The following is a 19,936-nucleotide window of genomic DNA, read 5'->3' as shown; positions in this document are numbered from 1 at the left end:
CGGCGACATCCCAAACCGGGCCGACCGTGACATCGTCCGCGACTTCCTCTCGGTCGCGGATCTCCTCGAAGAGCCACAGCTAGCCCAGTTGTACGCGTATCTCGCCCGGGAGGGCGAGGCAACAGTCCAAGACGTGATGGGCGACCTCGAACTCGCCCAGGGCACCGCCTACTCCTACGTCAATCGTCTCGTCGACGCCGACGTCGTCAAGGTAACCCACGACGAGCAACCCCGGCAGTACGCCGCCCGCGAAATCGACCTAACCGTGACGACGACCGCAGGTAACCGAAAGTACACGATCACTCCCGCACTGATCGACGCGGTCGGACGGCGGGAGACGAACTCACACGGTCGGTCGCGGTCGATTACACCAAACAGAACGTTCGGGTCAACAGTGTCTGTCCAGGATTCGTTGAAACACCGATGACCGAACCCGCCTTTGGAGAGGAGGAATTTTACGAATACGTCCACGGCGCGTCGGACGGTCGGAGTCGATATCTGTAGTTGTAATTCATCAACTGGTGCTACTCGTCGGGGTCGGTGGTTCGGACGACTTTCACGTCCGCGCCACGCCACCGTTTCGGGACGAGGACGTGAGCGCCGTTTCCGGTGGCTTTGGCCGTCCCGTCGATGACTTCGTGGCCTTCGATTTCGTGTCTATCCATCACCTGTATTTAAACTATATTTCAACATCAAGGTGGCGGTGGGCCTGTGGACCGAGCGCCGAGCGTGTTTGAGAACCGTGCGGCGCTGTATCCTCTCCCTACTCGCTCGCTCCGCTGGCTCGTTGAGGAAGGGGCCTTAGCGCCTCAATTCAGGTAATTGAGCAAGGTCGACATCTTTTCAGACTTGATTCGTCTCATTCAACGCCACCTCTATCCTGCGGTTGCGAAGGCAATTGGTAGCCATAGATACGTGAGTACAATAATGGCGATGATACCGAGTAGGTTCAACCACAAACCGATGCGCGACATCTGCGGAATCGTTACGTAACCACTCCCGAAGACAACCGCATTAGGGGGTGTCGCCACCGGTAGCATAAACGCCAACGACGCCGCGAGAGCGGCGGTCGCCATCAACATGAGCGGCGACACGCCAAGGGTCAGCCCGAGGCTGATCATAATCGGCATGAAGACCGTCGCTGTCGCCGTGTTCGACGTGACCTCCGTCAGGAACACGACGACCGTAGCGACCACAAGGACGAGAACATATACCGGAACTCCCGCAATCTCGGCCAAGCCTTGTGCGATAGCCGCGTCTAGCCCACTCTCTTGAAACCCGTTCGCCAGTGAAAATCCGGCTCCAAGGAGAATGAGGACATCCCACGGCACACGCGTTGCATCACTCCAGTCGAGCAGAAACTCACGGTTTTCGTAGTCAACGGGAATGACAAACAGGAGCACCCCGCCAGCGATGGCTACGACCGTGTCTGTGATTGCTGGGAACAGTGGCTGGAGGACAAACGGCCGGAGGAGCCATCCAGTTGCGACGAGTGTGAAGACCGCCAACACCCGTCGCTCGCCGCGAGAGATGGCTCCAAGTTCCTCACGTTGTGTCCGAATCACGGCTTCAGCCCCCCGGTTGAGTGGAATCTCCGGTCGAAGAAGTTTCACCAATAATAGCCACGTGACAAACAAAAAGACGATAGAAAGCGGCCCAGCGAACAGCAGCCAGTCGAGAAAGCTGATCTGTATGTCCAAGCGAGACTCTGCCACGCCTGCGAAGACGGCGTTTGGGGGACTCCCGATCAGTGTTGCCACACCACCAATCGATGCGCCGTACGCGATTCCGAGCATCAGTGCGAGTCCAAAGGCTCCCCCAGGACGGTCGTCCGGATCCGGACGGACTCCTGCGGCGAGTTCGTCTGGTTCGTAACCCGCAGTCAGCTCTGGCCCGTGTTCGTCTATGGACCCGACCGAGACGATGACCGCGATAGCAATCGGCACCATCAGCATTGCTGTCGCCGAGTTCGAAATCCACATCGAGAGGAACGCAGTTGCCATCATAAACCCGAGCAGGAGCCGGTCAGCTTGAACTCCCACGAGGCTCACGACCGTGAGAGCAATTCGTCTGTGGAGGCCCCAACGCTCGATACCGAGTGCGAGGAGAAACCCGCCCAATAGCAGAAACACAACTGGATCGGCATACGGTGCCGTCGATGCCCCGGCATCGACGACACCAGTTAGCGGAAAGAGAACGATTGGGAGGAGACTCGTCGCTGGAATCGGGATTGCTTCGGTCACCCACCAGGCTGCAATCCAGAGCGTGGTTGCGAGCGCTGCATTTGCGGACGAAGAGATGTCGAACGGTCGAAACAGGAGAAAGCCGGTGAACAGTGATGGCCCAAGAACCAATCCGATCTGCTGTCGGGTGGCGAAATTAGAGAACCGAGTGTGAGTGACCATTTCTGTAGGCTGAGTCAGTTTACGGGACTGTGAACGGCTACACGGTACGGTTCAGTGAAGCTTCTGGCACGAGTACGTTCTGCCACGAGCACGATTTTGACAGGGAACCATTCCCAAATATCGTGTTTTAGCCCTTGTTTCTTTGCTCCTCAACGCGTAGTGGAGTGCGATGTACAATCGGATCCTCATCGCAACAGATGGGAGTGACAGTGCGCAGCGCGCCACACGCCAAGCCCTCGACTTGGCCCGGCAGTATGGAGCCGAACTCCACGCAGTCTACGTTATCGAAACTCGAACAGGGTACGATAACGCAATCGTCGATCCCGACACCGTACGGCAAAATCTTCGAGAGGAGGGAGTAGAAGCACTAAGAGCCATCGAGACGGAGGGTGAGCCCGATGTCTCCGTTGTCACCTCAATTCGAGAAGGAGTTCCGCACGAAGAACTTCTCTCGTACATTGAGGACCATGGAATCGATCTCGCGGTCATGGGTGCGAAGGGACAATCCGCCTTCAAGACGATTCTGCTTGGAAGCACAACGGAAGCGCTTCTACAGGCAGATAAGGTCTCTATTTTGGTCGCCAATAGTACTGGCGAGTGATACCCCCGATGCTGCTCTCGTGTCTCTAAGCCATCCACGTATCACATGTCACGGTATTCCACTGTGTTGTGAGCACGGAGGACTCTGGACAGTATCTCCCCTCAGGACTATTGGCACATTTTGTCGTATGCCGATTCAGCGAAATTATTTCCGTTAGAGAGCTGTTTGAGTTGAGACGCGGTATTTTGCATATCCGCACGGATTGTTTCGGCTTGCTCTTCGAGCGGAGTCGTATCAATTGAAAACTCGACCAAGGGTTCGAGGGCCTCTTCGATGAGCACCTTCGCGCCAATCGGGTCGGGAACAAACGGATCCAGATCGGTTTTGACGAGTAGGACGGCGGTCGGGATTCCTGCGTGAAAGAAGGCACTGGCCAACGCCCCGGTTGGACCGATAATTAGCCCCTCATCGGTCTCGATAGTGACTTCGGCGTCCTCGAAAGACGACCGAAGTTCTGCAGTAGATCCGACTGCGGAAACGACGGCATCTTCCGTACCAACGACTGACGGGACTTCGACGAGAAAGATTGCCCGTGAAAGACTGTCGGAGAGTTCATCCACCAACGTCTCTCCTAGTTCGGAAAACGCGTCTGGGGGAATTGCGGTATCACTCACCAGCGTGACCACTGGTGTTGAAGAATGCGAGTACACCCTCACTGGGTCTTGGATGTCGCCATTTTCATAGGAAAGGATCGGGAAGTGGTCTGCAGATTCAACGCTGCCGTCGTGTTGCATGTCCAACTGGTCTATGATTTGCTCGACTGCTATCAACGCGACCATCCCGTGACCGGGAAGCCCCTCGATTAGCGTGGCCCCGTCCGTCGGCAGTTCGGCATATTCGTTGAACAGCATCGTCTCTATCGATGGCATCACACGTCAGCTACGACCGCCCCAACACTAATCGGTGAGGGCCATCCGAGCAATTGTCGGACGTCGAAGTTCATCTAAATCGGTACTGTTTGTAATTCTGAATACAAGACATCGCATTCAAACGTCCTAAACAACGCGTTCACTGTGATACGGCTCATACTTCTCCTCGACACCATAGACTGTTGCTTCTTTGATTGTGAGTATCGCTCGCCCATGTTCGTATGTCACACACCTTCCTCAGAACAGGTGAACGATTTGGCGGGGTCAGCGTAGCACTTCCAGCGAACTACTCTGATCTCTCGCTGACAGCCACATTGAATCGCTCAACTTCGTATCTCATTTCGTATTGTCGGTCGGGGAACCCGAAACAGACGTACCAGTCACTTGGCCCCTGCTCGCTGGAGACGAAGCAGGAAGTAGGCTAACAGACCGATAAAAGAGAGGATTACGACGGATAGGAGCGCTCGGTCTAGCGTACTACCGGGAAGAATATGCCAGCCAGGGAAATCGAACCCGAGAAGCAGCTGAGAGGCGATGATTACGACGAGAACCGGGGGAAGGAGGTATTTCGTAGACACAACCGCCAATCGCTCGATGGGCGGTACCCGAACTTCCTCGTGTCTTGCAAAATAGCTGAACGTGATGGAAATCATGAACGCCGTAACAGGTAGCCCAAGCGTCCCGACAGAGTTGTCCAAGAGGTCAAGGAAGGGTATCCCCCACACGCGGAGTTGGAACGGTGTGTAACTCAGCAGTGACGGTATCCCGAGGACGAACACCAGAGCAGAGACGAGTACCGTCGCTTGTCGCCGTGAGAACGGTGTCGCACCTCGAACGGTCGAAACTCCTACTTCCATCATGGAGACGGCTGAGGTAATCGCGGCCGCGAAGAGGAGACCGAAAAATGCCCCAGCAACAATCCGCCCACCGGGAAGGAGCGAGAACGCTGCAGGCAGAGTAGAGAACGCCAGTTCAGTTCCGAGAGACGGTTCGAGGTCGAACGTAAAGACAATCGGGAAGATGACGATGCCAGCTAGAACTGCGACGACAACGTCCGCCACCGCGACGATAGCTGCGGCTTCGGGAACGTCCATCTCTTCGCCCACGTAGCTCCCGTACGTGAGGAGGATCCCCATTCCTGCTGATAGCGAGAAGAAGGCCTGTCCGAACGCGGCGCTCCAGATGAGCGGATCAGTGAGCACAGATAGATCGGGCGTCAAAAAGAACGCCACTCCCTCTGAAAACCCCGACAACGTCACCGAGAACACCGCCATACCGAGGAGAATCAAAAACACGAGTGGCATGAGTATTGTCGTCAGCCGTTCGATCCCCTCTCGCACCCCAAACGAAAGTACAGCTGCGACGATACCGAGAGAGACGGTGAACGAAAGCACCGGAGCGTACGACGCAGTGAAGCTGGCTAACGAAATCTCACTCCCAGTTATCGCGGAACCCAAGAACGCGAGAATCCAGCCGGTGATGACGAGATAGTAGCTGAGTATCAGGACGACGACAGCGACGATGAACCAGCCGAAGATCCGGAATCGTGGTCGAACGTCACGGAACGTAGTAACGATGTCGGCGCGTGTGCGCCGCCCGCTGTTGATTTCGAGGATCATGAGCGGCACCGCGAAGACGAACACGGCGATGAGGAACGGAATCAGATACGCACCGCCGCCGTTTCGACCGACGACTGACGGGAAGCGCCAGATATTCCCGATGCCGACGGCTGCACCGGTGGCAGCGAGAATAAAGCCAGTGCGTGACGACCATAGATCCATTTATACAGTTCTCTTCAGAGTTCGGTTTGTTATATCTCGGTATTGTTCAATACGATAGCAGAAGCTGAATTACCTATTTTATCGCAGTGACGGGAACGGGTGTACGGCGAACGACTGTCTCTGCGACGCTTCCGAGTACCCATCTGGCGACTCCGTCTCGTCCGTGACACCCGATTACCACGTGATCGACGTCGTTCTCGTCGAGCCACCCGAGGATTCCCCGCGACGGGTCCCCCTCCTCAGTTGCGGTTTCAACACCCCGTTCGTGCTGCTCTGCAATTTGCCGTGCCATCTCGAAGACGTCGTGAGTCTCGTTCTCGGTTTCTTCGCCGTCCGCAAGTACGTCGTTGAGGTCGTCTTCTGATTCGATGGGTTCGTACGCTTCGAATAACGGAGACTTCACGAAGAGCGCTGTCACCGTTGCGTCCGGGAACTGCTCGAACGCGTATTCGAGGGCGTTGCGCGAACAGAATGACCGGTCAAAAGGAACGGCTACGTGTTCGGGAGGGTGGTAACCGTCTTTGACCCCTTTGTCTATCGGTCGAACGACAGTCACCGGAGTCGGGGCGCGGCGTACAACTGTCTCTGCGACGCTCCCTAACAAGAGCCGTGCAGTCCCGTCGTGCCCGTGAGAGCCGATAACGATCTCATCGATCCCGTGAGTCTCGACGTATCGCGGAATCGCGTGAACCGGCCGACCGTAGATGAGCTCCGTGGTAACCGTCCCGGTATACTCATTTTCTCGTTCCACCATCTCGTCTAACAGGTGCTGTCCTTTTTCGAAAACCTGTTTCGCTCGCCCTCCTGTGTGTCCCCCTGCTTTCGTGTGGTCGGGAAACGGTTCGATCACGTGCAGAAGGATAATGTGTGCTCCGGGGAACTGCGCGAGAGCATGGTCGAGAGCTAGCCGTGATTCCTCCGAGCCGTCGATTGGCACTAAAATGCGGGAGGACATGCAGTACGGTTCACCGTGGACCTACAAAATAGCTCTCTTGATGAGGGCGTCAATCAGATTGCTTTACCACGAGGACTGGGACGTCGACAGTCCGAAGCACGGTAGACGCGACACTGCCGAGAAATTGACGCTTGAGATTCGACCGGCCGTGCGAACCCATTACCACGAGATCGATGTCGTTTTTCGCAACGTACTCTCGAACTCCGGCAGCTGCCCCCTCGAACGACGTCGTCCGTTCGACGGCAGTTTCCACAGTCAGGTTCGGGGCAGAATCTCCGATTTTGCGCGCAACACTGTCAACGGCGTCTTCTCCTCTCGCTTCGAGCCGTTCGACGAACTCCGTTTCGAGACCCCCCGCGTTGAATGCGCCTCCTGCAGCCTGGAGGTCCACGACGTTCAAAACGTGAACGGTTGAACCATAGCGCCGCGCGATCTCGCTTCCATGGGGAATCGCCACGTCGGCGTTTTCGCTGCCGTCCGTCGTGATGAGGACGCGTGAATAATCGGCCTCTACCTCACCGTCGTGGTTTCTCCCCGACACGACGAGTGTGGGAATGTCACTTCGATGGAGCACCTGCTCGGTAACGCCCCCCAAGAGACGCCGACCGAGCCCAGTCAATCCTTGTCTCCCGACGACGATCAGGCCTGCGTCCTTCTCGTCTGCGTACGCGCAAATTTGGACAGCGGGCTTGCCTTCGAGCAGTTTCGTGGTGATAGCGTGGCCGAACTCTGATGCGAGTTCTTCGATTTCTGTGAGGGCCTCCTCCCCGCGTTCTCGTAACTGGGCTTTCTCCGTAGACGTTTCCGTGAGGCGGAGGGCTTTCTGTTCGACGACGGAGAGGACATCCACGTTCGCATCGAAATCCTGAGCGAGTTCGAGACCACGTCTTGCTGCTCGTTGCGCTTCGTCACTCCCATCCACAGCGATTACAATCCGGTCGTACATTTTGAGTAGGAATTCGGGAGCGACTCTCTTCATCGTTTGCCAAAGCGATTTTGACGTGGGAGATGTTGTGAGAGCGTGCCCCGTAGTTCTACGGAGAGAAACCGTGACGGTGGTACATGACTGGAGTAGTTCACGAACACGGCTAGCGATTCAACTGGAAAGAGTTCGCCTCGCGGGTCAGGGCGACCGAGGGTACAGATCGACCGGAGGCTGCTTATAATACCCAAGTCATCATGGAACTCATGGCCCCATCCGAACTACAACAACACCGCAATCAGCTATAAAAGTAACCTCCCCCCGATGCACTAGCTCGTTATGCGTTCACAAGTGTCAACTCAGACGGGGGAGTTTTCTGTTTTCGAGGTGAGTATAATCGTATGACACGGCAAATCCTCGTACCCGTGGACGGCTCGCCAAAGTCTCTAGAAGGACTGGAATACGCGGTAACGACGTATTCCGAGGACGAGATCACGGTTCTCTCCGTCATGACCCCACACGGCGCTCGGAACGACGGTGACCGGCCCATTTCTCAGGCCCAGTTCGAGAATTGGTACGACGAGGCTCGAGAGGAGACCGACGAAGTACTGGATGAAGCACGCGAACTAGCCTCCGATTACGGTGCGGAGATAACCACGAGAGTTGATGTCGGTGAACCGTGGCGGGCTATCGTCGAATACGCCGAGGAGAACGATATCGGTCACATTATTATGGGGAGCCACGGTCGAGACGACGACTCACCACTTCCATTAGGGAGTGTCGCCGAGACGGTTATGCGACGGTCGCCTGTCCTCGTCTCCATCGTTCGATAGACGACCTTTGAATGCGTAAAGAAAGGCCATGTGGGAGGAGATCGCACTCTTCGTGCTGGGTGCAATTGTTATTTTAGTTACTGGTCCCCGACTCAGTCGCCTCGCAGAGGACCTCGCTGATGCCATCGGCATCGGACAGTCGCTCGGCGGGATGATTCTTTTAGGAGCGAGTACCTCACTGCCAGGTGTCATTATCTCGTTCGATACGGCTCTCGGTGGGCAAGCAACGTTGTCGGTGAGTAATGCGGTCGGCGGAATCGCAGCGCAGACCGTGTTCATCGCCGTTGCGGACGTCGTGATGCGGCGCGGGCCGCTCAGCGAGGAGGTGACGGTGTCCGCGAGTCTCATGCAATTGGCGATTCTGCTGTTCCTGTTGACGCTCGTCTTACTGGCCATGCTGGTCCCAAACGCGTTCACTATCTTCGGCCTTCACCCGGCGTCGTTCGCCCTCGTTATCGCTGTGTTCGTCGGATTTCGGATGATTCAGACATCTGAAATCGAACCGAAGTGGTACGCCCGCCGGTTATCTGGGCAGACCACTCAGCAAGATACTCGTTCCGGGCCCGAACGTGCTCGTCGTGACTCGCTCCTACCACTGACCCTTTTCGGAGAGTATCTCTTGATCGCTGGACTCATCGGCGGGGCTGGGTGGTTGATCTCGTACAGTGGACAGGGACTAGTTGCTGAGACGGGAACCTCTCCGATACTCGTGGGAATGACGGGGATGGCCATCGCCTCATCGATTCCCGAACTGGTCACAGCCGTTTCAGCCGTCAGACGAGGTGCGGTCGCGCTAGCAATCGGGGATATCATCGGGGGAAACGTGTTCGATACGCTCATGATCGCGCTTGGTGACCTCGCCTATTCGGTAGCTCCGATCTATGGAGACGTAAATCCTGAAGTGCTGTTTCTCACTGGGATAGCCATCCTCATGAACAGCGTCCTGATGATCATGTTGATCCGCCGAGAGACCGAAGACCTGGGAACGGACATCGGAACCGAAAGCTATCTAATCCTCGCCATATATATTTCTGGTATTATTTTCATATTAGCTTGAAATTCCTACAGTTATACGTGACAGCTACTGACGAGAGAGTCGATTTTCACGACGGGTGGCCGATTGTGAGTTCAGTAATCTTCAGGCGGTGATACGGTCAGTACTGGGACGTCTGCGACGCGGACGATTTTCTCGGTAACGCTTCCGAGGAGGTACCTCTCTAAGCCAGTTCGGCCGTGAGTCCCCATCACGATGAGATCGATATCACGTTCTTCGGCGTAGTCCAAGATGCCCTGTGCAGGTGACCCACCGACAATCGATGCCTCGACGGACCGTAGTTCCGCTTCGTCGGCCCGGTCAATGACATCATCGACCGCTTGTTGACCCGCCTTCTCTAACGCATCCAGCACCTCAGCACTCCCGAACTCTCCCGAGGCGGCTGTGAGGTCGACGACGTGAACGACGTGCATTGCCGCATCGGTCGCCTCAGCAAGCGTTATCCCGTGATCCGCAGCGACATTCGCCGCGTCGCTCCCATCCGTCGGAACGAGAACCGCCTCGAAGTTGGGGTCGAGAGTGGTGTCTCCGTGGACAGTGAGAAGGGGTACTGGCGAGGTACGTAGCGTCCGCTCGGCGACGCTACCGAGGACGAGACGATTCAACCCCGTTCGTCCCTGCGTCCCCATCACGATGAGATCTACATCGTGGTCTTCCGCGTAGTCGATAATCGCTTGGTGGATTGAGTCAGCGATTTCTATAACGTGAGTCGTCGCTGAAATGCCGACGTCCGTTGCCTGATTCCTGAGCGTCGCCAGAATCTCCTCTCCATGCTGAGTTAATTCCTCAGCGGCTTCTGAACCGACGTTTGCCGGGAACTTATCGAGTTCGACGACATTAATCGCGTGGAGCGAGGCGTCGAAGCGTTGCGCAAGGCCGAGCGCTGTTTTCGTCGCTGTTTCTGCGTCAGTGCTTCCATCCGTCGGAACGAGGATAGTGTCGTACATTGCCCCCGTTCAAAATCAAGAGAGGACAGACTAAGTGTCTATAGGGTAGGTGCGGTCATTCAAGAATCGGTATTCTCACCAGGCCGTACAATAGATTCCCTGTTCTTGTTTCCATCGCTCGGATGAGTTTTCCGATTTCTTATTCGTTCGACTCGGGTTCACGGACCCACATCACCGGAACTGGCGACGTTCGAACGATTTTCGCGCTGACGCCGCCCATCACGTATCGGCTGAAATCCGTCTCCCCGTGCGTCCCCAAGATAGCGAGGTCGATCGCATGTTCTTCCATGTACGACTGCCTCGCTCTGTTGGAGTGGGAATTGTACATCCTTAACCTCCGTTCCCTCTCCGAGAATGACTCTCAGCCTCGCGTACATACGCAAGTGTCTAATTCGTGTTCGACAGACTGCAGCCACTCAAGAAGTCCAGAAGGCATCGGTTTGAATGCTGGTGGTCTATCTATGGTAACCGGGTCTGCAAGCGATTCCATACCGTGCGCTCATCTAATTGCGACTGCACTAACCTTGTCCAGAGGGCAGATTCTCCGGGTGGATTTATGCCACCCAAGGCCGTGGGAATCGTGGGGGATCACAGATGAATTTCGATGAGTTCACAGGCCAAGTACAGCACCGACTTGAGTTTCCGGGGACTGCCGAGACGCTGCGGGCAATTCGGGCGACCCTCATGACTGTCGGACAGCGAATTCCGGAGGGAGCGGCCGAGGACCTTGCCGCATCGCTTCCAATGGAAATCAAGTGGTACATGACGGGCGCCGTGCACGAACATGGCCAGCGATTTGACTGGCAGGAATTCATTTCGCGGGTCAGCGAGACCGAAGGGATAGACCGACCGGAGGCGGCGTACCACGCCCGAGTTATCATGGATCTCGTGAGTACCGCAGTACCGGAGTCCGACTTCTGGCAACTACGCGACCAACTCCCCGAAAGCGAAGACGATGAGAACTGGGGAAAGCTGTTCGAAGTTACTGACGCCGGTGGCTGGGGCGAGGCGCAGGAGAAACAAACCGGAGGCGGTCCACAATCTGACGCTGAAAGCGAAGCCAAATCTGAAGACATATCCGAGTAATTTACCGAACCGGACAACTCGTCCGAACTTTCTTGAGCAACGCTATACGAATCATCGAAATAGTACTTCTAAAGAGCCTGTATCCTCGGGTATTCGCTCGACACGCCTCCCAAAATGCAGATACCCTCGAAGAAATCCGCTGGCGTGAGTGGCTTTATTTTCTCGGTCACCGTGGGTTTCGTACGGCGCTCGACGTGGACCTTCGGACCTCTCGAACCGAGGCATGCCGAGCGAGTTCGAGTGGGTCGAAGCCTACATCTGACTACTCGACAACGGTCACTGGAACTCCGGCACGGCGGACCACCTTTTCTGCGACACTACCCAAGACAACGCGTTCGATTCCTTGCCGCCCGTGACTCCCGATGATGATTTGGTCGATGTCGTGTTCATCAGCATACCGGAGTATCGTCCGAGCGGGTCGTCCGACCTCCGTCACCGTCTCTACCTCACCACTGAATTCGTCCGCGCGTTCCTCTGCCTCCGCATGGATTTCGGTTGCGCGTTCCTGCGCGTCATCGTACCACTCGTCTGCGACGGGCAAACCTCCAACTTCTGCAGCATAGACGGAATCTATCGGGTCGATGACGTGGATGGTCGTAATCGTCGCGTCGGTAAACGTTTCGAGCGCGTATTCGAGCGCCCGGTCAGCAGGTGGTGAACCGTCAACCGGAACGAGTACACGTAGGGTCACAACGAGGCCAACGACGACCATCGAGAAATAGCCTTTGCCACCCCCGGCGAGTACGTGGCCGAAGTTATGGCGCAGACGATAGAATCATTACGACGTATCACGGTCGTTCCGGGCGGAATCGTCGTCGAGTCCGGATCGAACGCGAAATGTTCGGTCAGTTCTATCGTTACCTGCTTCCGTGCGCTCACCTTACCTTTGGAAATCGGTGCTGTCGCGGCTACTCCACCGTGTGGGCTTCTTTCTTCCCCGTCACCTCGGTCGATGTCAGTCGGAAGAATCGGAAGTTCAATTCGATCGGGTGTCTATCGTAGACGTCCACGAGTGGGATTTCCACTCGCTGCATCGCTTCGGCGACATCGGTATCGAGCGTCGACTTCGTAATCTCTTCGAGATGACCGGTCGCTACGACGCTCCGCCAACCACTTTCGGTGTCGTCGTACGTGACGAACGAAACCGGACGATTTTCATCGACGATGTCTCCCTTGCCCGTTTCGGGGCCGAAGGCGAGTCGGAAATAGAACGTCGCCGTCTCCGCATCGTATCCGTACGAGATCGGCAGCGAGTACGGCGGTTCGTCGCCGCTCGTATCGAACGAGATGACGCCCGTTCCACCCCGGCCCAGAAATTCGCCCCGTTCCTCGTCACTCATCTGAATTGAGCGGACATCTTCCATACTGAAAGACAACTTCTGCCAAGGCAATAAGGTGTTTTCTCATCCTCTGATAGTTTTGAGATGGGTCGAACACCCCGGTCCGTATCTTTCCCCCGGGTGTTGTCCTCGCTCTCCACTCAAGAATCGTGTTTCACTTCTTTGCGCCCTGTGAGCTTTTGTGGGTCGAGGCGGAACTGGCGAAACTGCATGTCTTCCGGTGACCGGTCAAAGATATCCACCTCCGGGATGTCGACCGCCCACATCGCTTGGACGACAGTTGCATCGTACGGCATATCAGACACTTCCGTAAGTTGACCGGTTGCAACGACGCTCCGCCACCCGTCGTTCGTCTCCTCGTGGGTGACGAAGGCGACCGGGTTGTCGATTACCGCTTTTTTCCCGCTTTCTGGCGGTAGAGAGAGTCGGAAGTGAACTACCCCACCCTACTCGCTCACCGCTTACGCGGTTCGCTCCTTGAGGGTGGGGCTTCCTGTTTCAACGACGCGCTTTGCAGATACGAGTGTATCCACAGGGAGCGCAGTCTCCACAGGCGTTGATTCGGAGTATCCCGCTCCTAACCGCTTTGTGATACCGCGAGAAAGAATGTTCCATGCTGCGTTCGCATCTCTACCCGCCTCAAACCCGCACGCCGGACAGGAGTGTTCGCGTACCCACAGCGGCTTTTCCGTCGAAACGCCGCAGGACGCACACTCTTTGGTCGTTCCGCGCGGATTCACCGCGACGAAGTGCGTTCCTTCGCGTTTGCACTTGTATTCGAGCATCCGTAGGAACGTCCCCCACGCCGCGCCTGCGCGGTTGCGCGAGTTGCCCGGGAGTTCGACCAAGCCTTTCGCGTCAAGGTCTTCGACCGCTACGAGGTCGTATTCGCGGGCGTAGTAGTTCGAGAGCTTGTGGAGGAAGTCGCGGCGCTTGTTCTTCAACTCGGCGTGACGTTCGGCCACGACGCGGCGCTGTTTCTCCCAATTCGCAGACCCGTGTTCCTTCCGCGAGAGGTTTCGTTGTGCGCGTTCCAACCGCTCGCGTTCGTCTGAAAGGTCGAGCGATTCGACGGCGGTGCCGTCTGTGTCGTGGGCATACGTGAGAATCCCTACGTCGATACCGACGCACTTCTCGGATTTTTCCGGTTTCTCCGGCAGGTCGTCGGGGGTTTCGACGCCGAGGATGGCATACCACTTCCCAGTCGGTTCCTGCTTGACCGTGACGGTTTTGATGTCGGCGTCGTCGGGCAGGTCGCGGTGGAGGGTGAGCGGGATTTCGCCGAGTTTCGAGAGCCACAGTTTCGTCCGACCGCTCGTGTTCTTGAGCTTGAAGCCGGATTGACTGTAGGTGAAACTGCGGTACTCGTCCGGTGCTTTCCACGTGAGCGTCCCGACGCGGTAGCCGTTGTCTTTGCGCCCACGGAGCGTCGAGAGGTTGTCGTACAACCGTTGAACGGCTTTCTGAAGAACCTTCGAGTGAACGTGTTTCAGGTCGTTCCACCACTTCTTGAGACTCGGCAGGCGTTTCTGCTCGGAGTACGCCGAGGTGTCGTCGGTTCGGTTGAGTCGGTGAAGGAAGTGGTTGTAGACCTGTCTACAGGTATCGACAGTCCACGCTAACTGTGCTTCGAGCGTGTCGGACGGTCGAAGTCGATACCTGTAGTTGTAGTTCATCTACGAGCGTTCTTCGATGAGTTCGTCGAGTTTCTCTTGGACGAACGAGGACAGGCTCAGGTGGTTCTCCTGAATCCACTCTTCTTGGTCGTCGCGGATAGAGATGGTCTTGCGCGTTGCCACACAATAAGTTATGCAAACAACGTACTAAACAGTTGCGATTGCGTAGGCCTGTGGGCCGGGCGACGAACGTGTTTGAGAACTGTGCGGCGCTGTATCCCCTCCCTACTCACTCGCTTCGCTCGTTCGTTGAGGAAGGGGCCTTAGCGCCTCAATTCAGGTAAAAAGCCTCCCCGTCTGCGTCGTACCCGTACGACACCGGCACCGAAAACGGTGGATTCTCTGTCTCTGTCGAAAACGACAGCGTTCCGGTCCCGCCGGTGCCGAGGAACTCGTTCATCTCGCTCTCGCTCAGTTGCACCCATCGGATACCCCCCATGGTCGTTGGTACACCTTCTACGGTGGTAAATGCCACTGGCGCAAAACCCTTCGATGGTCGAGTCTGAGTGATGTGACAACCAATTCGTCGCCCAGATGTGTGATGAACGTTATCTGGTTGCTCACCGTAGTCATCGTATGGAGCACGTGGAATACAGATACACGGGAGGAATGAGTCAGGAGGAAGTCGAACAACACCTCCGAAAACAGGACCACGGCGTCCTCGCACTTGCCGATAACGACGACAGTTACGCCGTACCGCTCAACTACTACTATGACGGGTCGCGTATGTTTCTCCGAGTGAGTACAAAACCGGAGAGCGAGAAGGTTGCGTTCGCGGAGGCAACAAAGACCGCGACGTTCGTCGTCTACGAAGTTGAGGAGGGCACAACGTGGAGCATTATAATCCGTGGGACGATTCGCCAACTACCGGAGACTGAACAACAGGAATTCACGGACACGGTTATCAACGAGGAGTTCCCTGCGTTCCGCCTCTTCGACGAGGACATCGAAGAAGTTTCGATGACAATTTACGAACTCAAACCCGACCAGATCACTGGACGTCAGTCGATGGAGCCGAGTTAACGCATTTGGCTTTCTGCTCCGGGTGTCTCTCTGCGACGTAGAATCGAGAACACGCCACGGAACTTTCTTTGTAAACGAGGGCGTTGCTAGGTCGCATGTCACGAGAGATTGGGGTGGAGATGGACGAGTACGAGACGGAAGAATTCTTAAAAGGACGTGGCCTCGGGGTACTGGGTCTGTCGAAAGACGGTGAGGCGTACACGATTCCCATCGCGTTCGCGTACGACGACGAAGGTGGACGATGCATTTTCCGGTTCTTGATGAGCGAGGGGAGTCTGAAACGGCAGTTCGTTGCCGAGACAGATGTGGCAAGCCTCACGGCCTACGAGTGGCGCACGAAAAACGAATGGAAGAGCGTCGTCGCCAAAGGGCCTGTTCGCCCAGTCCCAGACGACGACCTCGCACGGGTCGCTGCGCTGTTCTCCGACGTCGGCGAAGAGTCGGCACTTGAGGTATTCAATAGTCCGATTTCGGAATACGAGACCGTGTGGTACGAAATGGACATCTCAGAGATAACGGCCCGAGGCCGGTTTCCCGGCATCAAAGAACGCTCGGATTGAAACCAGTAGTTCGCTTTGGCGAAATTCACTTTCGGACCGGTCATGCAGGCTGATCACATGGACTGGCACGCCGCTTCCATCGAAGAGACGTGTGACGACCTCAACACGGCTACTGCCGGGCTGACACCCGAGACAGTCGCAAAACGCCGCAAAGAGGTCGGTCCGAACGAAATCACCGGTGATTTCGGACGTGGACCGTTTCGAATCTTCCTCGCACAGTTTTCGAGTGCCCTGATTTGGGTGTTGCTCGTCGCTGCAGTGCTCTCGTTCGCAATCGGACATGTGATAGATGCGGTTCTCATCGGAATCATCGTTCTGGTGAACGGACTGTTCGGATTCGTGCAGGAGTATCGCGCCGAGCGAAGCCTCGAATCCCTCCGCGAGATGGCGACGCCGATGGTTACTGTCCGCCGAGACAGGACAGAACGAGAGGTCGCTGCCGCGGACCTCGTGCCCGGCGATATAATCCTTCTAGATCAAGGTGACGTCGTTCCCGCCGACGGCCGACTCGTCGAAGAGCAGAACTTAGAGGTTGACGAGGCCGCGCTGACCGGTGAGAGCGTTCCCATCGAAAAAACTACGAGACAGGTCGAGGCGGAGACGCCCCTCGCTGAACGCGAAAACATGGTCTACAAGGGAACGAACGTTACCCGCGGCAGGGCCGTCGCGGTCATCGTTACCACGGGTATGGCCACCGAGGTCGGCACAATCGCCACAGAACTGATCGAGGCCGAGGATCCGCGGACGCCACTCCAGCACGACCTCGACCGCCTCGGACGCCGACTCGGCGTCGGAGTCGTGGCACTCTCAGTGCTTATCGGTATCCTACTCGTCTCCGGAGGGCGAGCACTCGTTCAGGCCGGATTGACGAGCGTTTCCCTCGCCGTAGCGGCCGTCCCAGAAGGATTACCTGCGGTCGTGACACTGACGCTGGCGCTCGGGGTTCGACGGATGGCCGACGAAAATGCTCTCGTTCGAACCTTGCCAGCCGTCGAAGCGCTCGGTGCTGTTGACGTCGTCTGTACGGACAAAACCGGCACGCTCACCGAGGGCGAGATGCGCGTCCGCGCGGCGTGGGTCTTCGACGAGGTCGTTGGTGGCGATAAGCGTGAACCCGACGACCGGCTCGACCGACTGTTCGAAATCGGTGCCGTCTGCAACGACGCGACGGCCGACGAAGGCGACCCCACCGAGCGTGCCCTCGTCAGGGCTGCCGCCGACCGAGAGTTCGACGTCGAAGCGCTTCGTGAGAACCGTCCCCGACGCGACGAGGTTCCATTCTCCTCCGAACGCAAGCGCATGGCGACCATGCATGACGATGTCGTCTACGTCAAGGGGGCACCGGAGCAGGTGCTACAGCAATCAGCGCGGATTCTCTCTGCCGAGGGTCCGACCGAATTGGACGGTCGAACCCGGGAGCGAATACGACAACAGGTCGATGCATTCGCCGAAGATGCACTCCGAGTGCTCGCCTTCGCGTACAAGAACCGGACCGATGACGGTGATCCAGAGGAGAACCTCATCTTCGTCGGCCTCCAGGGACTACTCGACCCGCCTCGCGAGGAGGTCCGTGACGCAATCGCCGACACGAAGCGAGCCGGTATCGACGTCAAGGTGATCACTGGCGATAATTCGACGACCGCCCGGGCCGTCGCGGCACAGGTCGGTGTCGAGTCGGACGTACTCAGCGGGACGGATTTGGATGGAATCGACGACGACGCTCTACGAGAGCGTGTCGAGAAAGTTGACGTATTCGCGCGGGCCGAACCGACACACAAGGTTCGGATTCTGAAGGCGTTACAAGCGAACGCTCACACGGTGGCAATGACCGGCGACGGCGTGAACGATGCTCCCGCGTTGAAGAACGCCGACGTCGGTATTGCGATGGGAATCCGTGGGACGGACGTCGCCAAGCAGGCCAGCGACATCGTCCTCTTGGACGACAATTACGCGACGATTCGGAATGCTATCAAGCGTGGGCGAGCGATTTTCGATAACATCTGGAAGTTCGTCGCGTACCTGCTCAGTGCCAACGTCGCCGAAGTCCTCGTCGTGTTGATCGCCTCACTGTTTGGCTATCTCATCTTGCCGGCGGTCCAATTACTTTGGATCAATCTCCTCACTGATGGACTGCCGGCGCTGGCACTCGGAACAGACCCCGCAGGCGACGTGATGGACCGACAGCCACGGGATCAGGTTGCCGGAATCATCGACGATTCGATGCTCTGGCTCATCGGGGGTACTGGACTAACAGCGACCGGACTCATGCTCGGGTTGATGTTTTACACACTCGACGGTGCCCCGGCGGTCACGCCGCACGCGATGACGATGGTGTTCACGGGGTTCGTCCTGTTCGAGTTCGTTAAACTGTACGTCGTCCGTTGGGTGAAAGACACGCCCAAGCTAACGAACCCCTGGCTCACCGCCGCGGTCGGCACGTCACTCCTCCTCCAACTCGCTGTCCTGTACACCCCGCTGGGTCAGTACTTCGGCACCGTCCCACTCGACATCACCGACTGGGGACTGTTGGGCGTCGTGCTTCTCGCGGGCGGACCACTCTTGGTCCTCGTCGGTTGGCTGATCAAGCGGCGTTCAACCGAGGGTTCACCGGGAACCCGTCCGACCGAATCTAGTGACACTCCCGAAACGCACGTCGATTGAAGTTCTAATTTGAGACGTCGTTGGCCATGTTGAACTCCCCAATCAATCATAAGTGTTCGCGACTGTGCTGAATTCAGAGCGCCTACCCGTCGATTAACGATACTGAGGAGGGTGCTCGCTCCACTCTGGCCGTGATACCTCCCACCCACGTACCACCCGAGAAGACGAAAATTAGCATCGCCACCACCCGACGACCGCACGATAAGCGACGGTCGGGTAGCCACGGACGTGTCGTGGCAAGGCCTCCCATCGGACTGTCGAGTATGCCGAAGAGCACGATGCGGATGCGATTGTCATGGGAACACATGGACGGGACGGAGCGGCACGAATCCTTCTGGGGAGCGTCGCGGAGACCGTCGTGCGGCGCGCGCCAGTACCAGTGATGGTCGTACGCTGATCCCGTCCGGTCGCGTCGCTGGCTTTGAGACAGCAGGACGACGCGTTGCCGAACTGTGGATCGCTTCCGCGAATAGCGAGTCGAGAACCGTGCTACTGCACGGCGAGCCGGCACGGTAAACGAATCGGGAAAGGCGTGACTTCGGGAGGGCGTTCGTCCTGTCTCACGCGACTCACCAGCCGTGTTTGTCAGCGAGGGTTTCGACGAGGCCACGTCGTTCAGTCTCTACTCGTTCCAGCTATCCCGGAAGAACGAGATTGATTGCCGCGACGACGAGGCCCGCGAGTCCCATCCGAACGGCCGACACGTACCATCGTTGGCCCGAAATCGAGGCCATATATGCGCCGAAAACGGCCAAGATACCGATACCGAGAGCGACTCCGACGACACCGGCCTCCGCCATCGAGAGAACCGACCCCTCGAACAAAAACGGTACGAGCGGGACGATAACGCCGATGAGCGGGCCGAGTCCGCTCATCGTCGCGTGAATAAATCGTGCACCCTGTTGCTCGCGTTGCACCCGCGTATCTTGGAGGTCAGTCAACATCGCCCGCTCGATACGTCGTATTTCGGTTTGAGTCTCTGCACGTTCGATTTCCCAGACGCTCCAGACGGCCGACGTCCCGAGTCCGACGGCGGCACCGAGGCCGATCTGGATGACTGTAGAACCGTCGGGAATCCCAGAGAGCACGGCCCCGACGATGACGCCGATACTCGTCAGCGTACCGTCGAATCCGTTCGAGATGAAGTATCTCCGGGAGATGGAGCGAACGTCCTCCTTCCGAAGAAGCCGGCTTAGCAATCGACGAATGGAGGTCACGGATGG

21 protein-coding genes and 4 pseudogenes are annotated in these 19,936 nt (G+C 57.1%); 10 read left to right on the top strand and 15 right to left on the bottom strand.

Annotated features, from left to right (window positions below; translation table 11 throughout):
- Window positions 1-7: 7 nt before the first annotated feature.
- A pseudogene (locus tag EKH81_RS17925) lies at window positions 8-346 on the top strand (helix-turn-helix domain-containing protein); the annotation flags it as partial.
- A gap of 35 nt (window positions 347-381) precedes the next feature.
- Window positions 382-504: pseudogene (locus EKH81_RS19895) on the top strand (2-hydroxypropyl-CoM dehydrogenase); the annotation flags it as partial.
- A 20-nt stretch (window positions 505-524) separates the two neighbouring features.
- Here EKH81_RS19895 and EKH81_RS17920 read toward each other — a convergent pair.
- Both EKH81_RS17920 and EKH81_RS17915 read right to left on the bottom strand, forming a co-directional pair.
- A complete protein-coding gene (locus tag EKH81_RS17920) occupies window positions 525-665 on the bottom strand; it encodes a DUF2080 family transposase-associated protein (RefSeq protein WP_132061153.1) in 141 nt (46 codons plus the stop codon).
- Window positions 666-875: 210 nt separating this feature from the next.
- Window positions 876-2,405: an SLC13 family permease gene (locus EKH81_RS17915; protein WP_132061156.1), complete on the bottom strand. Its 1,530-nt coding sequence runs from the start codon at window positions 2,403-2,405 to the stop codon at window positions 876-878.
- Window positions 2,406-2,574: 169 nt separating this feature from the next.
- Here EKH81_RS17915 and EKH81_RS17910 point away from each other — a divergent pair, with 169 nt between their 5' ends.
- Complete coding sequence (locus tag EKH81_RS17910; protein WP_132061159.1) at window positions 2,575-3,006, top strand: universal stress protein; 432 nt, start codon at window positions 2,575-2,577, stop codon at window positions 3,004-3,006.
- A gap of 107 nt (window positions 3,007-3,113) precedes the next feature.
- Here the strand turns inward: EKH81_RS17910 and EKH81_RS17905 are convergent, their stop codons facing one another.
- From EKH81_RS17905 to EKH81_RS17890, 4 genes are all read right to left on the bottom strand, one after another.
- On the bottom strand, window positions 3,114-3,875 hold the full coding sequence (locus EKH81_RS17905; RefSeq protein WP_132061162.1) for a proteasome assembly chaperone family protein: 762 nt from the start codon (window positions 3,873-3,875) through the stop codon (window positions 3,114-3,116).
- Between the two features lie 380 nt (window positions 3,876-4,255).
- A complete protein-coding gene (locus EKH81_RS17900) occupies window positions 4,256-5,656 on the bottom strand; it encodes a sodium-dependent transporter (RefSeq protein WP_132061165.1) in 1,401 nt (466 codons plus the stop codon).
- Window positions 5,657-5,729: 73 nt separating this feature from the next.
- A complete protein-coding gene (locus tag EKH81_RS17895; RefSeq protein ID WP_132061168.1) occupies window positions 5,730-6,611 on the bottom strand; it encodes a universal stress protein in 882 nt (293 codons plus the stop codon).
- A 49-nt stretch (window positions 6,612-6,660) separates the two neighbouring features.
- Window positions 6,661-7,557: a universal stress protein gene (locus EKH81_RS17890; RefSeq protein WP_132061171.1), complete on the bottom strand. Its 897-nt coding sequence runs from the start codon at window positions 7,555-7,557 to the stop codon at window positions 6,661-6,663.
- A gap of 377 nt (window positions 7,558-7,934) precedes the next feature.
- Here EKH81_RS17890 and EKH81_RS17885 point away from each other — a divergent pair, with 377 nt between their 5' ends.
- Both EKH81_RS17885 and EKH81_RS17880 read left to right on the top strand, forming a co-directional pair.
- Entirely contained in the window at window positions 7,935-8,366 is a 432-nt protein-coding gene (locus EKH81_RS17885; RefSeq protein WP_132061174.1) for a universal stress protein, read from the top strand.
- A gap of 28 nt (window positions 8,367-8,394) precedes the next feature.
- Entirely contained in the window at window positions 8,395-9,423 is a 1,029-nt protein-coding gene (locus EKH81_RS17880; protein WP_132061177.1) for a sodium:calcium antiporter, read from the top strand.
- Window positions 9,424-9,494: 71 nt separating this feature from the next.
- Here the strand turns inward: EKH81_RS17880 and EKH81_RS17875 are convergent, their stop codons facing one another.
- The gene (locus EKH81_RS17875; protein ID WP_132061180.1) at window positions 9,495-10,367 is read right to left on the bottom strand and encodes a universal stress protein; all 873 of its coding nucleotides are present in this window, start codon (window positions 10,365-10,367) and stop codon (window positions 9,495-9,497) included.
- A gap of 139 nt (window positions 10,368-10,506) precedes the next feature.
- Complete coding sequence (locus EKH81_RS17870) at window positions 10,507-10,695, bottom strand: universal stress protein (protein WP_368407734.1); 189 nt, start codon at window positions 10,693-10,695, stop codon at window positions 10,507-10,509.
- Between the two features lie 266 nt (window positions 10,696-10,961).
- Here EKH81_RS17870 and EKH81_RS17865 point away from each other — a divergent pair, with 266 nt between their 5' ends.
- On the top strand, window positions 10,962-11,453 hold the full coding sequence (locus EKH81_RS17865; protein WP_132061183.1) for a DUF2267 domain-containing protein: 492 nt from the start codon (window positions 10,962-10,964) through the stop codon (window positions 11,451-11,453).
- A 262-nt stretch (window positions 11,454-11,715) separates the two neighbouring features.
- Here the strand turns inward: EKH81_RS17865 and EKH81_RS17860 are convergent, their stop codons facing one another.
- From EKH81_RS17860 to EKH81_RS17840, 6 genes and pseudogenes are all read right to left on the bottom strand, one after another.
- On the bottom strand, window positions 11,716-12,165 hold the full coding sequence (locus EKH81_RS17860; RefSeq protein ID WP_238392246.1) for a universal stress protein: 450 nt from the start codon (window positions 12,163-12,165) through the stop codon (window positions 11,716-11,718).
- Window positions 12,166-12,361: 196 nt separating this feature from the next.
- Window positions 12,362-12,817 (bottom strand): pyridoxamine 5'-phosphate oxidase family protein, encoded by a 456-nt coding sequence (locus EKH81_RS17855; protein WP_132061186.1) that lies wholly within the window; start codon window positions 12,815-12,817, stop codon window positions 12,362-12,364.
- A 116-nt stretch (window positions 12,818-12,933) separates the two neighbouring features.
- Window positions 12,934-13,182, bottom strand: coding sequence for a pyridoxamine 5'-phosphate oxidase family protein (locus EKH81_RS17850; RefSeq protein WP_132061300.1), 249 nt, complete (start codon window positions 13,180-13,182; stop codon window positions 12,934-12,936).
- A gap of 72 nt (window positions 13,183-13,254) precedes the next feature.
- A complete protein-coding gene (locus EKH81_RS17845; protein WP_132061189.1) occupies window positions 13,255-14,469 on the bottom strand; it encodes an RNA-guided endonuclease InsQ/TnpB family protein in 1,215 nt (404 codons plus the stop codon).
- Window positions 14,470-14,592 carry a hypothetical protein gene (locus tag EKH81_RS19795; RefSeq protein ID WP_255594979.1) on the bottom strand — a complete coding sequence of 41 codons (123 nt, stop codon included), beginning with the start codon at window positions 14,590-14,592 and terminating at the stop codon, window positions 14,470-14,472. It lies immediately after the preceding gene.
- A gap of 157 nt (window positions 14,593-14,749) precedes the next feature.
- Window positions 14,750-14,908: pseudogene (locus EKH81_RS17840) on the bottom strand (pyridoxamine 5'-phosphate oxidase family protein); the annotation flags it as partial.
- Between the two features lie 137 nt (window positions 14,909-15,045).
- Between EKH81_RS17840 and EKH81_RS17835 the strand changes: the two are divergent.
- The 4 genes and pseudogenes from EKH81_RS17835 to EKH81_RS17820 all read left to right on the top strand — a co-directional run.
- Window positions 15,046-15,492 carry a pyridoxamine 5'-phosphate oxidase family protein gene (locus EKH81_RS17835; protein ID WP_132061192.1) on the top strand — a complete coding sequence of 149 codons (447 nt, stop codon included), beginning with the start codon at window positions 15,046-15,048 and terminating at the stop codon, window positions 15,490-15,492.
- Window positions 15,493-15,587: 95 nt separating this feature from the next.
- Window positions 15,588-16,052 carry a pyridoxamine 5'-phosphate oxidase family protein gene (locus tag EKH81_RS17830; RefSeq protein WP_132061195.1) on the top strand — a complete coding sequence of 155 codons (465 nt, stop codon included), beginning with the start codon at window positions 15,588-15,590 and terminating at the stop codon, window positions 16,050-16,052.
- A gap of 57 nt (window positions 16,053-16,109) precedes the next feature.
- Window positions 16,110-18,713, top strand: coding sequence for a cation-translocating P-type ATPase (locus EKH81_RS17825; RefSeq protein ID WP_132061198.1), 2,604 nt, complete (start codon window positions 16,110-16,112; stop codon window positions 18,711-18,713).
- Between the two features lie 235 nt (window positions 18,714-18,948).
- A pseudogene (locus EKH81_RS17820) lies at window positions 18,949-19,110 on the top strand (universal stress protein); the annotation flags it as partial.
- Window positions 19,111-19,348: 238 nt separating this feature from the next.
- Here EKH81_RS17820 and EKH81_RS17815 read toward each other — a convergent pair.
- A complete protein-coding gene (locus EKH81_RS17815) occupies window positions 19,349-19,930 on the bottom strand; it encodes a VIT1/CCC1 transporter family protein (RefSeq protein ID WP_132061200.1) in 582 nt (193 codons plus the stop codon).
- Window positions 19,931-19,936 lie beyond the last annotated feature (6 nt).

This window comes from Halorussus amylolyticus (assembly GCF_004143485.2).
In the GTDB taxonomy this organism is placed as follows: Archaea; Halobacteriota; Halobacteria; order Halobacteriales; family Haladaptataceae; genus Halorussus; species Halorussus amylolyticus.
Note: the sequence above shows the minus strand (reverse complement) of the source record. Positions and strands in the feature narration are given on the sequence as shown.

Excerpts from the sequence above, each read along its gene's own strand:
- EKH81_RS17920 (WP_132061153.1), bottom strand. The coding sequence starts at position 665 with ATGGATAGACACGAAATCGAAGGCCACGAAGTCATCGACGGGACGGCC.
- EKH81_RS17915 (WP_132061156.1), bottom strand. The coding sequence starts at position 2,405 with ATGGTCACTCACACTCGGTTCTCTAATTTCGCCACCCGACAGCAGATC.
- EKH81_RS17910 (WP_132061159.1), top strand. The coding sequence starts at position 2,575 with ATGTACAATCGGATCCTCATCGCAACAGATGGGAGTGACAGTGCGCAG.
- EKH81_RS17905 (WP_132061162.1), bottom strand. The coding sequence starts at position 3,875 with ATGCCATCGATAGAGACGATGCTGTTCAACGAATATGCCGAACTGCCG.
- EKH81_RS17900 (WP_132061165.1), bottom strand. The coding sequence starts at position 5,656 with ATGGATCTATGGTCGTCACGCACTGGCTTTATTCTCGCTGCCACCGGT.
- EKH81_RS17895 (WP_132061168.1), bottom strand. The coding sequence starts at position 6,611 with ATGTCCTCCCGCATTTTAGTGCCAATCGACGGCTCGGAGGAATCACGG.
- EKH81_RS17890 (WP_132061171.1), bottom strand. The coding sequence starts at position 7,557 with ATGTACGACCGGATTGTAATCGCTGTGGATGGGAGTGACGAAGCGCAA.
- EKH81_RS17885 (WP_132061174.1), top strand. The coding sequence starts at position 7,935 with ATGACACGGCAAATCCTCGTACCCGTGGACGGCTCGCCAAAGTCTCTA.
- EKH81_RS17880 (WP_132061177.1), top strand. The coding sequence starts at position 8,395 with ATGTGGGAGGAGATCGCACTCTTCGTGCTGGGTGCAATTGTTATTTTA.
- EKH81_RS17875 (WP_132061180.1), bottom strand. The coding sequence starts at position 10,367 with ATGTACGACACTATCCTCGTTCCGACGGATGGAAGCACTGACGCAGAA.
- EKH81_RS17870 (WP_368407734.1), bottom strand. The coding sequence starts at position 10,695 with ATGTACAATTCCCACTCCAACAGAGCGAGGCAGTCGTACATGGAAGAA.
- EKH81_RS17865 (WP_132061183.1), top strand. The coding sequence starts at position 10,962 with ATGAATTTCGATGAGTTCACAGGCCAAGTACAGCACCGACTTGAGTTT.
- EKH81_RS17860 (WP_238392246.1), bottom strand. The coding sequence starts at position 12,165 with ATGGTCGTCGTTGGCCTCGTTGTGACCCTACGTGTACTCGTTCCGGTT.
- EKH81_RS17855 (WP_132061186.1), bottom strand. The coding sequence starts at position 12,817 with ATGGAAGATGTCCGCTCAATTCAGATGAGTGACGAGGAACGGGGCGAA.
- EKH81_RS17845 (WP_132061189.1), bottom strand. The coding sequence starts at position 14,469 with ATGAACTACAACTACAGGTATCGACTTCGACCGTCCGACACGCTCGAA.
- EKH81_RS17835 (WP_132061192.1), top strand. The coding sequence starts at position 15,046 with ATGGAGCACGTGGAATACAGATACACGGGAGGAATGAGTCAGGAGGAA.
- EKH81_RS17830 (WP_132061195.1), top strand. The coding sequence starts at position 15,588 with ATGTCACGAGAGATTGGGGTGGAGATGGACGAGTACGAGACGGAAGAA.
- EKH81_RS17825 (WP_132061198.1), top strand. The coding sequence starts at position 16,110 with ATGGACTGGCACGCCGCTTCCATCGAAGAGACGTGTGACGACCTCAAC.